General features: G+C 70.6%; 16 protein-coding genes. 14 read left to right on the top strand and 2 right to left on the bottom strand.

The window, feature by feature from the left end:
- Positions 1–61: 61 nt before the first annotated feature.
- From bpln_RS24830 to bpln_RS24815, 4 genes are all read left to right on the top strand, one after another.
- Entirely contained in the window at positions 62–1597 is a 1536-nt protein-coding gene (locus tag bpln_RS24830) for an efflux transporter outer membrane subunit (protein ID WP_042629410.1), read from the top strand.
- A complete protein-coding gene (locus bpln_RS24825) occupies positions 1594–2289 on the top strand; it encodes a heavy metal response regulator transcription factor (protein WP_042627869.1) in 696 nt (231 codons plus the stop codon). The genes bpln_RS24830 and bpln_RS24825 overlap by 4 nt, the downstream gene beginning before the upstream one ends.
- Positions 2290–2297: 8 nt before the next feature.
- Positions 2298–3734, top strand: a complete 1437-nt coding sequence (locus tag bpln_RS24820; RefSeq protein WP_055140290.1) for a heavy metal sensor histidine kinase — start codon at positions 2298–2300, stop codon at positions 3732–3734.
- Between the two features lie 686 nt (positions 3735–4420).
- Positions 4421–4930, top strand: coding sequence for an AAA-type ATPase lid domain-containing protein (locus tag bpln_RS24815; RefSeq protein WP_055140289.1), 510 nt, complete (start codon positions 4421–4423; stop codon positions 4928–4930).
- Positions 4931–5063: 133 nt separating this feature from the next.
- Here bpln_RS24815 and bpln_RS24810 read toward each other — a convergent pair whose 3' ends face one another.
- Both bpln_RS24810 and pcaQ read right to left on the bottom strand, forming a co-directional pair.
- A complete protein-coding gene (locus bpln_RS24810; protein ID WP_171907267.1) occupies positions 5064–6533 on the bottom strand; it encodes a GGDEF domain-containing protein in 1470 nt (489 codons plus the stop codon).
- Positions 6534–6644: 111 nt separating this feature from the next.
- Positions 6645–7634 carry a pca operon transcription factor PcaQ gene (pcaQ, locus tag bpln_RS24805; protein ID WP_042627861.1) on the bottom strand — a complete coding sequence of 330 codons (990 nt, stop codon included), beginning with the start codon at positions 7632–7634 and terminating at the stop codon, positions 6645–6647.
- A 102-nt stretch (positions 7635–7736) separates the two neighbouring features.
- On the opposite strand from pcaQ, the gene pcaH reads away from it, so the two are divergent.
- From pcaH to bpln_RS24760, 10 genes are all read left to right on the top strand, one after another.
- A complete protein-coding gene (pcaH, locus tag bpln_RS24800) occupies positions 7737–8441 on the top strand; it encodes a protocatechuate 3,4-dioxygenase subunit beta (protein ID WP_042627860.1) in 705 nt (234 codons plus the stop codon).
- Between the two features lie 2 nt (positions 8442–8443).
- Complete coding sequence (gene pcaG / locus bpln_RS24795; protein ID WP_042627859.1) at positions 8444–9034, top strand: protocatechuate 3,4-dioxygenase subunit alpha; 591 nt, start codon at positions 8444–8446, stop codon at positions 9032–9034.
- Positions 9035–9298: 264 nt separating this feature from the next.
- The gene (locus bpln_RS24790; protein WP_055140288.1) at positions 9299–9682 is read left to right on the top strand and encodes a sensor histidine kinase; all 384 of its coding nucleotides are present in this window, start codon (positions 9299–9301) and stop codon (positions 9680–9682) included.
- A 70-nt stretch (positions 9683–9752) separates the two neighbouring features.
- Positions 9753–10034, top strand: coding sequence for a hypothetical protein (locus bpln_RS36105; RefSeq protein WP_123863748.1), 282 nt, complete (start codon positions 9753–9755; stop codon positions 10032–10034).
- A 21-nt stretch (positions 10035–10055) separates the two neighbouring features.
- Entirely contained in the window at positions 10056–10364 is a 309-nt protein-coding gene (locus bpln_RS24785) for a hypothetical protein (protein ID WP_042627858.1), read from the top strand.
- Positions 10365–10449: 85 nt separating this feature from the next.
- The gene (locus bpln_RS24780; protein ID WP_055140287.1) at positions 10450–11418 is read left to right on the top strand and encodes an ABC transporter substrate-binding protein; all 969 of its coding nucleotides are present in this window, start codon (positions 10450–10452) and stop codon (positions 11416–11418) included.
- Between the two features lie 87 nt (positions 11419–11505).
- Entirely contained in the window at positions 11506–13014 is a 1509-nt protein-coding gene (locus tag bpln_RS24775) for a sugar ABC transporter ATP-binding protein (protein ID WP_042627856.1), read from the top strand.
- A complete protein-coding gene (locus bpln_RS24770) occupies positions 13011–14051 on the top strand; it encodes an ABC transporter permease (RefSeq protein WP_055140286.1) in 1041 nt (346 codons plus the stop codon). The genes bpln_RS24775 and bpln_RS24770 overlap by 4 nt, the downstream gene beginning before the upstream one ends.
- Positions 14048–15130, top strand: a complete 1083-nt coding sequence (yjfF, locus tag bpln_RS24765; RefSeq protein WP_042627854.1) for a galactofuranose ABC transporter, permease protein YjfF — start codon at positions 14048–14050, stop codon at positions 15128–15130. The genes bpln_RS24770 and yjfF overlap by 4 nt, the downstream gene beginning before the upstream one ends.
- Positions 15127–16122, top strand: a complete 996-nt coding sequence (locus bpln_RS24760) for an aldose epimerase family protein (RefSeq protein ID WP_055140285.1) — start codon at positions 15127–15129, stop codon at positions 16120–16122. Before yjfF ends, bpln_RS24760 begins: the two co-directional genes overlap by 4 nt.
- Positions 16123–16206 lie beyond the last annotated feature (84 nt).

Here is a 16206-nt window from a genome sequence, read left to right as displayed (position 1 = left end):
GGCCGCATCTCGCACGCCCGCCTCGCCCCCGGCGCCGCGCTCACGTCGCGCCCCGCCCGCGCTGCCCGCCGCGCTCGCGCTGGCCGCGTTCGCGCTGGCCGGCTGCGCGGTCGGCCCCGACTACCACCGCCCAGGCGTCGACGACACGCCCGCCGCCTGGCAGCCGCCGCCCGGCGACGCCTACTGGCAGCGTGGCACGCCCTCGCACGCGCCGCTCGCGCCGGACTGGTGGGAAGCGTTCAACGATCCGCTGCTCGACGCGCTGGAGACGCGCGCGCTCGGCGCGAACCAGACGCTCGCCGTGGCCGCCGCGCACTACGCGCAGGCGCAGGCCGCGCTGGCCTCGACCTCGGCCTCGCTGCTGCCGTCAATCGGGCTCGGCGCCAGCGCGGCGCGCGAGCGGATCTCGGCGGACCGGCCGCTGACGAACTACGCCCAGCGCAACATGTCGACGGTGCAGAACGACACGCAGATCGGTGCCAACGCCAGCTACGAGCTGGACCTGTTCGGCCGGATCCGCCGCACCGTGGAGGCCGCGCGCGCGAGCACCGAGCAGTCCGGCGACGATCTCGTCAACGCGCGGCTGGTGCTGACGGCCGATCTGGCCACCGCCTACCTGGCGCTGCGCGAGACCGACGCCGAGACCGACGTGCTGAACCGCTCGGTCGCGCTGCAGCAGAAAGCGCTCGATTTCGTCACCGCGCAGCACGAGCTGGGCGCCGTGTCGGGCCTGAACCTGCTGCAGCAGCGCTCGCAGCTCGACGCGACGAAAACCCAGGCGCAGTTGCTCCTCAACACGCGCCAGCAATACGAACACGCGATCGCGACGCTGGTGGGCACGCCCGCGCCGTCGTTCTCGATCGCGCCGCGCGTGCAGCCGCTCACCGCCCCTCGGCTGCCGACCGGCGTGCCGAGCGAGCTGCTGCAGCGGCGCCCCGACGTGGCCTCGGCCGAGCGCGCGATGGCGGCCGCCAACGCGCAGATCGGCATCGCGCACGCGGCCTATTTCCCGCGCCTCACGCTGTCGCCCGACATCGGCTGGGAAGCCACGCGCTTCGCGAGCCTGTTCACGGTGCCGGCGCTGGTGTGGTCGGTGGGCGCCTCGGTGTCCCAGCCGCTGTTCGAGGGCGGCCGCCTCAAGGCCGGCGTCGAGGTCGCGCAGGCCGGCTACGACGCGGCGCGCGCCAGCTACCGCCAGACCGTGCTGACCGCTTTCCAGGAAGTGCAGAACGCCGTGACCGGCCTGTCGGCGCTCGACGAGGCCGAGCGGCGCGCGCGCGCGGCCGTGGACGACGCGCGCCAGCTCGTCTCGCTCGCCCAGGACCGCTATGGCGGCGGCCTGACCGCCTACATCGACGTGATCAGCGCGCAACAGCAGCTGCTCACCAGCGAGCGCCAGGAAGTGCAGATCCGTGGCCAACGGGCCGCACTGGTGGTATATCTCGCAAAAGCACTCGGCGGCGGCTGGTCGGGCGCCGCGCCCGTGGCGGCCAATGTCACGAACGGCGACACCCGTGGCGGCGCGCCGGCGCCCCGCCTGGCCGCCGACTCCGCGGCCCGGCCGGCCGCCGGCATCGCAACCGGAACCAGCGAATGAAAGTACTGATAGTCGAAGACGAACCGAAGGTGGTCGATTACCTGAAGAGCGGGCTGGCCGAGGAAGGCTGGGTGGTCGACACCGCGACCGACGGCGAGGACGGCGCCTGGAAGGCGGTCGAATACGACTACGACGTGGTCGTGCTCGACGTGATGCTGCCGAAGATCGACGGCTTCGGCGTGCTGCGCGCGCTGCGCGCCCAGAAGGACACGCCGGTGATCATGCTGACCGCGCGCGATCGCGTGGACGACCGCGTGCGCGGCCTGCGCGGCGGCGCCGACGACTATCTGACCAAGCCGTTCTCGTTCCTGGAGCTGATCGAGCGGCTGCGCGCGCTGACGCGCCGCGCGCGCGTGCAGGAATCGACGCTGATCTCGATCGGCGACCTGCGGGTGGACCTGATCAGCCGGCGCGCCTCGCGCAACGGCATCCGGCTCGACCTGACCGCCCAGGAATTCCAGCTGCTCGGCGTGCTCGCGCGCCGGCGCGGCGAGGTGCTGTCGAAGACCACCATCACCGAACTGGTGTGGGACGTCAATTTCGACAGCAACGCGAACGTGGTGGAAACCGCCATCAAGCGGCTGCGCGCCAAGCTGGACGGGCCGTTCTCCGACAAACTGCTGCATACCATCCGCGGGATGGGCTACGTGCTCGAGGTGCGCGACGAGCCGGAAGCCGACCTGCGTCGTTGAGGTCCGCGATGAAGCGTTCGATTTCGCTGCGGCTGTCCCTGATGTTCGGCATCACCTCGTTGCTGGTGTTCTCGCTGGTCGGCATCGGCCTGTTCGCGATGATGGAGCGGCAGCTGTTCGCCGAACTGCGCGCCACGCTGGAGACGCGCGCCAAGGTGGCCGAGCTGATCGTCTCGCACGCCACCACCGCCGCGCGCTGGCACATCACGCAGGAGAAGCTCAACGACCTGCAGCCGCTCGACGGCTCGACACGCTACATCGTGACGAGCCCCGATCCGGCGTTCCGGCTCGGCACGCCGCTGAAGGGCGAGACCAAGGGCATGCCGGTGGGCGCGTTCCGGCTGATCCACTGCGTCGGCAGCGGCTACGACGTGATGACCCGCACCACCGTGATCCCGCCGAACGGCGTGCGGCCCGAGCTGACGCTGGTGGTCGCCACGACCTGCGAGCGCACCCAGAAAATGCTGCGCTTCATCGCGCTGACGCTGGCCGGGCTGATCGGCGCGGCCACCGTGATCGCGCTGCTGCTGAGCCGCGCCGTCACGCGCTTCGGGCTCGAACCGCTGGTGCGGCTGTCGAAGGAGGCCGCCGCGCTGAGCCCCGCGAACCGCAAGCAGCGCCTGCGGACCGACGCGCTGCCGAGCGAGCTGCACGATCTGGCCAGCTCGTTCAACGGCGCGCTGGAACGGATCGAGCACGCCTACGACCGGCTCGAATCGTTCAACGCCGACGTCGCGCACGAGCTGCGCACGCCGGTCAGCATCCTGATCGGGCAGACCCAGGTGGCGCTGACCTCGCGCGACCGCAGCGTCGATCGGATGCAGCGCACGCTGCAGTCGAACCTGGAGGAATTCGAGCGGCTGCGCGTGATCGTCAACGACATGCTGTTCCTGTCGCGCAGCGACCGCGGCGAGCGCGCCACCAACCTCAGCGACGTGTCGCTGGCCGTGGAGGTGTCGCGCATGCTCGACTTCCTCGAGATCTCGCTCGACGACGCGCAGTTGCGCGCCGAGCTGGCCGGCGACGCGCGAGCAAGCGTCGACACCTCGCTGTTCGGCCGCGCCATGACCAATCTCCTGATCAACGCGATCCAGCACTCGCGGCCCGGCGACACCCTGCGCGTGAAGATCCGCGCGGCCGGCGAGCAGGTCGAGATCGCCGTGTCGAACCCCGGCGCGCCGCTCGATCCCGCCGTGCGCGCGCAGATGTTCGAGCGCTTCTACCGCCGCGAGGAAGCGCGCACCAACAGCAACGAGAACCACGGGCTCGGCCTGTCGATCGTCAAGGCGGTGGCCGAGATGCATGGCGGCTCGGTGTTCGTGGCCAGCGAGGACGGCTGGAACACGTTCGGCTTTTCGGTGGCGTCCCGGCCCAGCGCGCCGCCGGCGGACACGCGCGCGCTCGCCACGGGCCTGCCGCACAACGCGGCGCTGCGGCCGTCCTGAGCGCCTGCGCGGCGCGGCGGCGGGCCGTTTCTCGGTCCGCCGTCCGGGCCGCTTCCCGGGCCGCTTCCCGGGCCGCTTTCCGGGCCGCTTTCCGGGCCGATTCCCGGCCCGGTCAACCGTCGCCGTCGACCTGACGAGTCGGCCTCCTCGCGTCGCCCACCCTTGCCTGCGCCTTTGCGCCCGCCGCTCCGGCACGGCCTCGCCTCCTGATCTTGCCGCCTGCCTCGTCATCAAACCGTAAGCCGACGTTTCCGCGCCGATACGTTTGCAGCACGAGCGGCGCCGCGACGGCGGCATCCGCCCTGCCCGCTCGCGCGCACCGAACCCGTGCGTGTTCGCCTGCGCGCCGCGTCGCGCATCGCGCTCACTTTCTTTCACCGCCCGCGCGCCGTGCCGCGCGCGACTCCGCGCATCGCCCCCGCAGCGCGCTCGCCGGTCCGCGCGTTTCACCGCTGATACGTTTTCGAGCGCCGCGCCCGCCGCGCGCCACGCTGTGCCGGCCCGGCGCGAGCAGCGGCGCGGCTGTGCCGCCGTTGGCACGCTATTCGCTGAATGGAGTGCGCCACGGAGAACCGCGATGCCGAACCTCTACCGCCACCTCTGCCTGATCCTCGCCGCCACGCTGGCCGCCGCCCTCGGCGCGCCGGCCGCGCGGGCGCAGGAAAGCGTGCTGCCGCGACATCGAGGTGCTGGCGCGCCACATCCTGCAGCGCTTCGGCGGCGACGGCGGCGGCCGCGTGCGTGGCTTCACGCCCTGCGCGATCGAGGCGATGTATCGCTACGCATGGCCCGGCAACGTGCGCGAGCTGATCAACCGGATTCGCCGCGCGATGGTGATGGCCGAGCATCCGGTGCTGTGCGCCGACGATCTCGACCTCGGCGACTACGCGGCGCGCCCCGCGCCGACGCTGGCCGAGGCGCGCGAGGCCGCCGAGCGGCAGGCGCTCGACGCCGCGCTGCGGCGCCACGGCGCGGATCTCGCGCGCGCCGCGACCGAGCTGGCGGTCAGCCGGCCGGTGCTCGACGAGCTGCGGCACCGGCACGGGCTGGACGAGGTGGTTCGCGGCGACGCGGGAACGGATCGGGGCGGTATCGACGGCATGCCGGCCATGAAACCGGCGAAGGACGCGAGCAGCGCGCGGCGGCCGGCCGATGCCGTGGCCGCCGGCCGCGAACCGCCGGGCAGCCGCCGCTGAGCGGGCGGATGTCGCGATCTCGCCGCTGCTCGCGGGTTGCCGCGATACGGCACGGCCCGACACAAAGCACGGCCCGCGACGCGCGACCTCGCCCGCCCCCGCATCGACATCGAAAAGCCCCGCCGCCTCGCGCTCAGGCCAGTTCGGTCTCGAACACGCGGTCGCGCCCGCTCTCCTTCGCGCGATAGAGCGCCTGGTCGGCCGCGTCGACCACCACCGCCACGTCCGAGGCAAAACCCGCATCGGGCCGCCAGGTCGCCACGCCGACGCTGACCGTCACGTAACCCGACTCCGAGCCGGCATGGACGATCGCCAGCTCGCGCACCGCGTCGCGAATCCGCTCGCCGATCGCGCGCGCGCCGGCGCTGTCGGTCTCGGGCAGCACCACCACGAACTCCTCGCCGCCGTAGCGCGCCACCACGTCGTGCGAGCCCGTCGCCTGCCGCGCGATGCTGGCCGACACGCTGGCCAGCACCTCGTCGCCGACCGTATGGCCGTATTCGTCGTTGTAGCGCTTGAAGTGGTCGATATCGACGAACAGGATCGCGAGCGGCCGCCGCGCCCGCACCGCGCGGCGCCATTCTCGATCGAGCGAGGCGTCCAGCGAGCGGCGGTTCGGCAGGCCGGTCAGGCTGTCGGTGCCGGCCAGCCGCGCCAGCGCGGCCTCGGCCTCCGACTGGCGCCACAGCGAATGCGCGAGGCAGGCGCTCAGCACCACGAACGCGATGCCGAACGCGCCCGTGAGAATCCCGAAGCGCCAGGCGCGCCGCCGCCATTCGGCGTAGACGTCCTGCTCGGCCACCGCGACCTGGACGATCACCGGCAGCCGCGGCAGGCGCTGGAACAGGTAGCTGCGGCGCACGCCGTCGATCGAGGCGACGTCGACGAACGAGCCGCTGCCGCCCGCCAGCATCCGCGTGTAGGGGCCGGTGCCGCGCAGGTCGCGCCCGATCAGCGTGGCGTCGCTCGGCGCGCGCATGATCAGCCGCCCGTTGGCGTGGATCAGCGCGATCGCGCCGTGCGCGCCGAGCGCGAGCCCCGCGAACAGCCGGCGGAAATATTCGAGCCGCACCGACAGCACCACCACCCCGGCGAACCGCCCGTCCGGGCCGTTGAGCCGGCGCGACAGCGCGATGCTGGGATCGTCGCCATGCAGCACTGACGTGTAGGGGCTGCTGACGAACAGGCCGGTGTCGGGGTCGTCGCGCTGCGCCGCGAAGAAATCGCGGTCGTCGAAGCGTTCGTCGCCGGTGTCGAGATCGGTCGAGGACAAAATCAGGCGGCCGGCGGCGTCGAGCACGTAGATCCCGCCGACGTCGTTGGCCACCGCCGCGCGGTCGAACAGCAGGCGGCGGCGCAGCGCCACCGGCAGCGCGGCCAGCGCCGGATCACGCAGGCCGGCGGCCACGCCCTGCAGCGCGAGGTCGTCGATGTGCAGGCTGCGCGCCACGTCGCGCTCGATCATCAGCAGCGTGTTGCGCGCGCTGTCCTGGGCGCGCTCGAACGCATCCACGCGGCTGTCCCGCAGGATCGCCGCGCAGATCGTCATCATCACCAGCGCGATCGCCACACCGGCGGCGATCACGAGATAACCCAACGGCATCCGGGGCGACGGATCTCTCCATCCGCGCCACCCGGCAGTGCTCTCGTTCATCGTTGTCATGCGGACCGTGCCGCGCGGGCCGGTTCCGTGAAGTGTGCCGAGCGGCCATTATCACCGATGCGGCGCCGCGGAACCACGCCGTTTACGCGCCGCCGGGCGGCGCGGCGCGAAACTCGCGAAACGATCGCGCGCGACGTTGCGCACCGCGTCGATCAACGCCTGCGCGGCCGGCGACGGCCGCGCGTCGGTGCGCAGGACCAGCCCCACCAGTTCGTCGGCACCCTCGGCCGGCAGTGCGAGCCGCACCAGCGTGCGCGCGGCCAGGTCGTACTCGGCCGCGTAGCGCGGCACGAACCACACCGCGTCGTTCTCCAGCGCCAGCGCGCGGCCGACCGATACCGACAGCACCTCCACGAACGCCTCGAGCGGCGGCGCCCCGCAGGCCGCCAGCAGCTGCTCGGCCGACTGGCGGATCAGCGTGCCGTAAGGCGGCAGCACCACCGGGAAGCGGCCCAGCTCGCCGGCCGGCGCGGCATGCGACGCGAGCGGATGGCCCGCGCGCACCAGCGCGACGAGCGGCTCGTTGTAGAGCTGCTCGAACGACAGCCCCACCATGCGCTCGGGCTCCGAGAGCCGGCCGATCGCGCATTCGATCTCGCCCGACTTGAGCCGTTCGAGCAGCCGCGCGTTCGCGTCGGTCGCGATCCGCACGATCACGCGCGGCAGCCGCGCCGTGAGCGCCTTGAGCACCGCCGGCGCGAGCGAGGCCGCCACCGTCGGCAGCATGCCGAGTTCCAGCGTGGCCGCCGCGCCGCCGCTCTCGCCGGCCAGCAGCCCCACGCCCTGGCGCAGCGCCAGCACGCTCGCGCTCGCGTGCGGCAGGAACAGCTGCCCCTCGCGGGTGGGCTGCGCGCCCTGCCGGCCGCGCTCGAACAGCTTCACGCCGAGGATCGATTCGAGTTCCGCGATCGTCTTCGACACCGCCGGCTGCGTGATCGACAGGCTTTCGGCCGCCTTCTGCACGCCGCCCAGCTGCGCCACCGCGAGGAAACACTGCAGGTGCCGGAACTTGACGCGGCCGTCGGCGATTCGGTTGGACATAACGAGCGGTTATACGAGATGGGAAGAAACGTCATTTTGCATAACTTTCCGGATTGGCTAAAGTCTTGCCATTCCCGCCAATACGAAACAGGAGACCCCGCGATGGACGATTCCATCCTCAGCCCGCGCGACTGGCCCTCGCATCCCGCCTACGTCCACCCCGAATACCGCTCGTCCGTCAAGCGCGGCCCGACGCAGCCGCTCGTGCCGCTGAAGGAACGGCTGCGCAACCAGCGCGTGCCCGTGTACGGCAGCGACGATCTGGGCGCGCTCGACCACGACCTGACCCGCAACGCCGTGAAGAACGGCGAGCCGCTCGGCGAACGCATCATCGTGACGGGCCGCGTGCTCGACGAAGGCGGCAAGCCGGTGCGCAACACGCTGGTGGAGGTCTGGCAGGCGAACGCCGCCGGGCGCTACGTCCACAAGGCGGACCAGCACGACGCGCCGCTCGACCCGAACTTCCTCGGCGCCGGGCGCTGCCTGACCGACGGCGAGGGCCGCTACCGCTTCCTGACCATCAAGCCCGGCGCCTATCCGTGGGGCAACCACGCCAACGCGTGGCGCCCGAACCATATCCATTTCTCGCTGTTCGGCGACCATTTCGGCTCGCGCCTCGTCACGCAGATGTATTTCCCCGGCGACCCGCTGCTGCAACACGATCCGATCTTCCAGGGCACGCCCGAAGCCGCGCGCGAGCGGCTGGTGTCGCGCTTCTCGCTCGACGTGACCGAGGAAAGCTACGCGCTCGGCTACGAATTCGATATCGTGCTGCGTGGCCGCGACGCCACCCCGATGGAGCGCTGATCATGACGACCCTGAAACAGACCCCTTCGCAGACCGTCGGCCCGTACTTCGCCTACGGGCTGTGTCCGCAGCAGTACAACTTCGACATGAAGAGCCTGTTCTCGCCGGAGATCGCCGCGCCGCATACGCCGGGCGAGCCGATCCTGCTGGTCGGGCAGGTGTTCGACGGCGACGGGCAGCCGATCCTCGACGCGATGCTCGAGTTCACGCAGGTGGACGCCGCGGGCCGGTTTCCCGCTTCGCGCGCCGACATCGACGAGAGCGGCTTCACCGGGTTCGCCCGCGTCGGGACCGGCACGGACCCGCAGCACCGCTTCATGGTGCGCACCGTGAAGCCGGCCGCGACCGACGCCGGCGCCCCGCACGTCGACGTGACCGTGATGATGCGCGGCGTGCTCACGCATGCCTTCACGCGGCTCTACTTCGAGGACGAGGCCGAGGCGAACGCGGCCGACGCGGTGCTGGACAGCGTGCCGGCGGCGCGGCGCGAGACCTTGATGGCGCGGCGCGAGGCGCGCTCGAACGGCCTCGTCGTCTATCGCTTCGACATCCGCATGCAGGGCGATCGGGAGACGGTGTTTTTCGATCTGTGAGGCAGCGCCGGGCCGGCGTCGGCCGGTCGAGCGCCGCAACCACGACGGCCGGAACGATTTCCGGCCGTTTTTTTGTCCGTTTTTCGTCCGCGTTCTTGTTCGCCTTTCCGTCGCCCTCGCCCGCGATCGATTGCCGCCGGTTTTCGCCGTCCCGACCGGGCAAGACGTGCGTCGCCCTTTGGTAAGTGAACGGCCAGTCTCGACGCCTTGAAATCGCGATGCTTTCGGTCTCGCCGCTTCCGGCTGCCGCGCGATGATGACGAAGTGCGCGAGACCCGGAACTTCCGCTTCGCGCAGATCCCGATCGGCGACGTGGTCCACGACGTGAAGGCCTGGCTGGCGCGCAAGGCCGACGCCAGACAGGTCACGCCCGGCATCGACGACGGCGCCGCGCCGCGGCAGATCCTGGCCGATCGCAGCGCGCTGTTCATCCTGCTGAAGAACCTGGTGGACAACGCCATCGACGTGTCGCCCGACGCCGCGGAGGTGGTGATCCGCTGCGCCGCGGACGGCCTGGATGTGATCGACCACGGGCCCGGCATCCACTCGGAGCGGCGCGGTACAAGTGGCGCGCGCGACGGCCGGGAAGCCCGCCGGGCGGGCTTCGGTGTTTACGCGGATACGGGAAACGATATCGGAAGCGCTTGATATTTCATTAGTAGGCTATAAAGCTTCTCTTTAGACTGCTCGCAAATCCAGTCACTCTCACGGAAGAGCGATGTCGGACACGCAATCCAAGCTGCGCTCCCAACGATGGTCCGGCACCACGGACAACGATGGCTTCATGTCTCGAAGCTGGATGAAGAATCCGGGCAATCCCGACCATGAAGCCGGCGACCGGCCGATCATCCGCAAAACCCGGCCCCGGCGCGTGCCCGGGCCGGCGCGGCGCATCCGGGGCGGGACGCGTTCCGGTCGAGTTCCCGGTGGCCTGGAACCGCGACGTCATTTCGATCGCATGCCGCGGGCCGGCGGGAGACGCGATCTTGACTCCGACTGACGCACCGGCGAGGACGCGATCGTGACGGCGCCTCTGACCGACGACCTGCTGATCGGCACCGCCGGCTTCCAGAACGAAAACCTCTCCGACGCGCCGACGCAGACCGCCGGCGACAAAGGCGCCCGCGACGCCGCCTCGCCGTCGCCGGCCGGGCGTCCGGCATCCGGCGCCCCGCGAGTGGGCGAGCCTCGCGCGGGGCGCACCGGGCGCCGGGCACGACGCCATCGCCTCACGGACGTGACGGCCGTTCATCCAGCACCGATCCGCGGCGGCATGGCGCTGCTGCCGGCCCGGTTCGACCTGTTGCGGCGCGCCAAGCAGGCGGTGTAACCGTCGCGGGCGCCCGGAAGACGCGCTGCCGGCAGCGCGGGCATGGCAAGTAAAGAAATACAAACCCGATGAACAGGAGACGACGATGAGACGAATCAGGACGTTTGCGGTGGGTGCGCTGGTGGGAGCGGTGTTCGCGCTGGCGGCAGGCACGAATGCCTCGGCCGAGGACAAGCCGATCACGCTGGGATTCTCGCAGGTCGGCGCGGAGAGCGCCTGGCGCACCGCGAATACCGTATCGATCAAGTCCGCCGCGAAAGACGCCGGCATCAATCTCAAGTTTTCCGATGCCCAGCAGAAGCAGGAAAACCAGATCCGGGCGATACGGTCGTACATCGCGCAGAAAGTCGACGTCATCGCGTTTTCGCCGGTCGTCGAATCGGGATGGGGGCCGGTGCTGGAGGAAGCCAGGCGCGCGAAGATCCCCGTCATCCTCACGGACCGCGGCGTCGACGTGAAGGATCCGTCGCTGTACGTGACGATGATCGGTTCCGATTTCATGGAGGAAGGACGGCGCGCCGGGCACTGGCTCGAGCAACGCTACAAGAACGAGCCGGGCCCGATCAACATCGCCGAGCTGCAGGGCACGGTGGGCTCCGCGCCGGCCAACGACCGCCATGCGGGCCTGATGGAAATCATCAAGAACGATCCGAAGTTCAAGGTCATCGCGTCGCAAAGCGGCGACTTCACGCTGGCCGGCGGCAAGCAGGTGATGGAAGCGTTCGCCAAAACCTACGGCAAGCAGATCAATGTCGTGTACGCCCATAACGACGACATGGCGCTGGGTGCCATTCAGGCCATGGAAGAAGCCGGCATCAAGCCCGGCAAGGACGTGACGGTCGTCTCGTTCGACGCCACGCGGGGCGGCTTCGAGGCGATGAAGGCGGGCAAGATCAACGTGGACGTCGAATGCAGCCCGCTGCTCGGCCCGCAACTGATGAGCGCGGTGAAAGACGTGGTGGCCCGCAAGCCGGTTCCGCGGCGCATCGTGACCAATGAAACCATTTTCCCGATGGACGTCGCGGCGCAGGTCCTGCCGACCCGGAAATACTGAGGCGCGTGCCACGCGGCCCGGCGCGCGTCGCCGGGCCGCGTTCGGCTGTTTCCACTATCTGGCGGGCACTGACGGGCGGTGAACACAATGATCCAGACACCCATGCTGGAAATGACCGGGATCGACAAGACGTTCCCGGGCGTGAAGGCGTTGCAGCAGGTGAATTTCCGGCTGTTCCCCGGCGAGGTCCATACGCTGATGGGCCAGAACGGCGCGGGTAAATCGACGCTCATCAACGTGCTGACCGGCGTGCTCGCGCACGACGGCGGCGAGATCCGGCTGGGCGGCGAGCCGGTGCGGTTCGCCGCGCCGATCGAGGCCGAGGCGGCCGGGATACAGACGATCTATCAGGAGGTCAATCTGTGTCCGAACCTCTCGGTTGCCGAGAACATCTTCGCCGGGCGGCAGCCGGTCAGGCGCGGCGCGATCGACTGGCGGACGATCCGCACGCGCGCCCGCGAGATTCTCGCCGGCCTGAACCTGACCATCGACGTGACCCGCTCGCTCGAGGCGTATCCGATTGCCGTCCAGCAGATGGTGGCGATCGCGCGGGCCGTCTCGGTGGAGGCGCGCGTGCTGATCCTCGACGAGCCGACCTCCAGCCTCGACGATGGAGAGGTCGAGCGGCTGTTCGCGGTGCTGCGGCAATTGAAGGCGTCAGGCATGGCGATCCTGTTCGTGACGCACTTCCTCGAGCAGACCTACGCGGTGTCCGACCGGATCACGGTGATGCGCAACGGCGAGCGGGAAGGCGAATACCTGGCCCGGGACCTGCCGATGGACGAACTGGTCGCCAGGATGACCGGGCACGTCCGCATGAGCGAGCGCCTGAAGGACGGCGACGGCGCGCGCGCCGAGCACCGGACGGCGCCGTTTCTCACGATGCAGGGCGTCGGCCGCCGGGGCCTGATGCATCCGCTCGATCTCGCCATCCGGCCGGGTGAGATCCTGGGTCTGGCGGGGCTGCTCGGCTCGGGCCGCACCGAGACCGCGCGGCTGGTGTTCGGCGCGGAGCGCGCCGACAGCGGCCGCATGACGGTGGGCGGCGACGCGGTGAAGCTTTCGTCGCCGCGCGACGGCGTTCGGCACGGTATCGCCTATTGCCCCGAGGACCGCAAGAAGGAAGGCATCGTCGCGGCGCTGTCGATCCGCGAGAACATCGTGCTCGCGCTGCAGGCCCGGCTCGGCTGGTGGCGCATGATGAGCCTTGCGCGCCAGCGCGAGCTGGCGCAGCGATACATCGCGCAGCTCGGCATCAAGGCCCGCGACGCGGAGCAGCCGATCGGGCTGCTCTCGGGAGGCAACCAGCAGAAGGTGCTGCTGGCCCGCTGGCTCGCCACCGAGCCGAAGCTGCTGATTCTCGACGAGCCCACGCGCGGCATCGACGTCGCCGCGAAATTCGACATCATGGATCGCGTGCTCGCGCTTTGCGCCAAGGGTCTCTCGATTCTCTTCATCTCCTCGGACGTCGGCGAAGTGGTGCGCGTCAGCCACCGGATCGCGGTGCTGCGCGACCGGCACAAGGTGGCCGAGGTGGCGGGCGAGTCGCTGTCGGAGGACGAGGTCTATCGGCTCATCGCGGGAGGCCAGTCATGAAGCGCATCCTCGGGCGGCTCGACCATCCGCTCGTCTGGCCGGCGTCGACGCTGGCACTTCTGCTCGCCCTGGACGTCGTCTATCGGCCCAGCTTCCTGTCGGTGACGATGCTTGACGGCCATCTGTTCGGCGCGCCGATCGACATCCTGAACCGCGCGGCGCCGCTCGTCATCGTGTCGCTCGGCATGACGCTCGTGATCGCGACGCGCGGCATCGACATCTCGGTGGGAGCGATCGTCGCCATTGCCGGCGCGACGGCGGCGGTGATCCTGCAGGCGGACCCGTCCCACCTTCCCCAGGCGCTTGTCGCGGCGGCCGGCGTCGGGCTGCTGGCAGGCTTCTGGAACGGCTTGCTGGTGGCCTTCATCGGCATGCAGCCGATCATCGCCACGCTCATCCTGATGGTGGCGGGACGCGGCGTTGCGCAACTGCTCACCGACGGCCAGATCATCCCGATCGGCGCCGGCGGCTATCTGCGGCTCGGCGACGGCTATCTCGCGACGATCCCGTGTTCCGTCTGGATCGCGGCCGCCGTGGTGACGCTGTCGGCGCTGCTCGTCAACCGCACGGCGCTCGGCCTGTTCATCCGCGCCATCGGCGTGAACCCGGTGGCGACGCGCCTGGTCGGCCTGCGATCCGGCATGATCGTCTTCAGCGTCTATGCGTTCTCGGGGCTCACGGCGGCCATCGCCGGCATCATCGCCAGTTCGAACGTACGCAGCGCGGACGGCAACAACGCGGGCCTGCTGCTCGAACTCGACGCGATCCTGGCCGTGACGCTCGGCGGCACGTCGCTGATGGGGGGGCGCTTCAGCATGGCGGGCACCGTGCTCGGCGCCCTCACCATCCAGACGCTGACCTACACCACCTACTCGATCGGCGTGCCGCCCGAGGCGACGCTGGTCGTGAAGGCCGTGGTCGTGATCCTGGTCAGCGTGATCCAGTCGGACGCCGCGCGGGGGCTGCTGATGCGGCCGATCCGGAGAGGGCTCCTTGGGGTGCGCGCGCGCCTCGTCAACGGCTCGACGACATCATGAAGACGCTGACTCGCCATCTGGCCGATCCCCGTACCTTGCCGATCGTCGTGACGATCGTGCTGTTCGCCGCGCTGTTCGGCTTCGGCTCCGTGATGTACACGGGCTTCTTTTCCATGCAGGTGCTGACGGGCCTGCTGGTCGACAACGCCTTTCTGCTGATCGTCGCGATCGGCATGACGTTCGTGATCCTGTCCGGCGGCATCGACCTGTCGGTCGGCGCGGTGGTGGCGTTGACCACGATCCTGTGCGCCGTGGGCGCCGAGCGGCTGCATTGGCCGTTCTGGGCCATCGTGCCGGTCGTGCTCGCCTTCGGCGCGCTGTACGGCGCGGCGATGGGCGCGCTGATCCACTTCTGCCGGCTGCAGCCGTTCATCGTCACGCTTGCCGGGATGTTTCTCGCGCGCGGCGTTTGCTTCCTGATCACGACGCAGTCGATCACGATCGACGAGCCGACGTTTCGCGCCATCGCGCGCCTGAGCGTGCCGGTGGGCGGCGGGACCCTGAACGCGGGCGCGCTGATCGCCGTCGTGACGCTCGGCGTGGCGATCTACGTCGCCCATTTCACGCGCTTCGGACGCAACGTCTATGCCGTCGGCGGCAACGAGCGCTCCGCGCTGCTGATGGGCTTGCCGGTGGCGCGCACCAAGGTGGGCGTCTATGCGATAAGCGGGCTGTGCTCGGCGCTCGGCGGCGTCGTGTTCACGCTCTACGTGCTGTCCGGCTACGGGCTGCAGGCGCAGGGAATGGAACTGGACGCGATCGCGGCCACCGTGATCGGCGGGACGCTGCTGACGGGCGGCGTCGGCTACGTGATCGGCTCGTTGTTCGGGGTCGGCATTCTCGGCACCATCCAGACGCTGATTATTTTCGACGGCACGCTCAGTTCGTGGTGGACGCGGATCGTGATCGGCGCCCTGCTCTGCATTTTCTGCCTGCTGCAGCGGTTCATCGAACGCCATGCGCGGCGGCGGCAGTCGGGCGGCTCCGGAACCGACGCGAAAGCGGCCCGGCCGGCGACGCATCCGTCCCGGGGAGGCGACGAGGGGAAGGAAACCGCCCTCGTCGGCACGGGGCCATGAGCCTGTACGGCGGGGACGCCGCCGGCAGGCGCGGCGCGAACCTGGCAGCCGATCACGCCGACGCGCGCGAGGCCGGGGTGCCGGAGGGCGGGACGATGGCGCCGGGCTCGCGGCCCGGCCGGGCCCCGGTGACCTTGGCGAACGCCTGCCTGCGGCTCGAGGCCGTCGCCGGCGCGCGCGGCGGCCTGACACGCGTCGACTGGAATGATCGCGGCGCCTGGACGCCCGTCTTCGACGGCACGCCGCCCGCGGCAGCCGACGCCGGGGCGCGTGGGCTCGCCTGCTATCCGGTGTGGGACATGCGGGGCCATTCGCGCCGCGGCGCGCGCCGGCCGCGAACGCGTCCCGACGATCCGGCATGGCCGCGCCCGCCCTGCCCCGCCGCCGACGCGCCATGGCAGGTCGATGGCGTGGCCGGCGACCGGTTGCGGCTGGCAACGCGCAGCCTCGCGGATCCGCCCTACGCCGTCACTCAGGCATTCGAGCTGGACGGGCCGACGCTCACCATCCGGATCGAGTTCGAGAACGCGGCCCGCGTGCCGGTACGGGTGGCGGCCGGCCTGTGCTGGGCGCTCCCTCGCGATGCGGACACGTCGATGTGCGCGCCCGCCAGCGGGCTGTGGTTACCGTGCGGCAGCGGCGGCGGGCAGCACCCCGTGCCGACGCCGCCGGCCTGGCAGTTCGGCGTGAGTTATCCGCTGCCGCGCGCGCGGGTCGGGCATCTTTTCACGGGCTGGGGCGGACGGGCCAGGTTTGCCTGGCCGGCCCGGCAATACGCGCTCGAGGTCGCGGCCGACGCGCGCGCCTATTGGCTGCATGCGCCCGCGCAGCAAGCGCGTTTCTGGTTCCACGCGCTCGGCGGTCCCGCCGGGGGCGCCGGCCTTGCCGGTCGCGACGACGATGCCGTGTGGCTCGATGCCGGCGCGAAGCTGTGCCGCTGCTTCCGTTTCACCATCGAGCGCACCGGCACGCGGACCAGGCCCCCGCGGTAATCGCGCGACGCCGGTGCGAGAGCCGCGAGGCACGGGCCGGACGGCGGATTGGCGCGGGCCGCGGAACACCGGCCGACGCATCGT

The sequence above is a fragment of the Burkholderia plantarii genome (assembly GCF_001411805.1).
Taxonomy (GTDB): domain Bacteria; phylum Pseudomonadota; class Gammaproteobacteria; order Burkholderiales; family Burkholderiaceae; genus Burkholderia; species Burkholderia plantarii.
The sequence above is the reverse complement of the archived record's forward strand: the minus strand, read 5'-3'. Positions and strand labels throughout refer to the sequence as shown.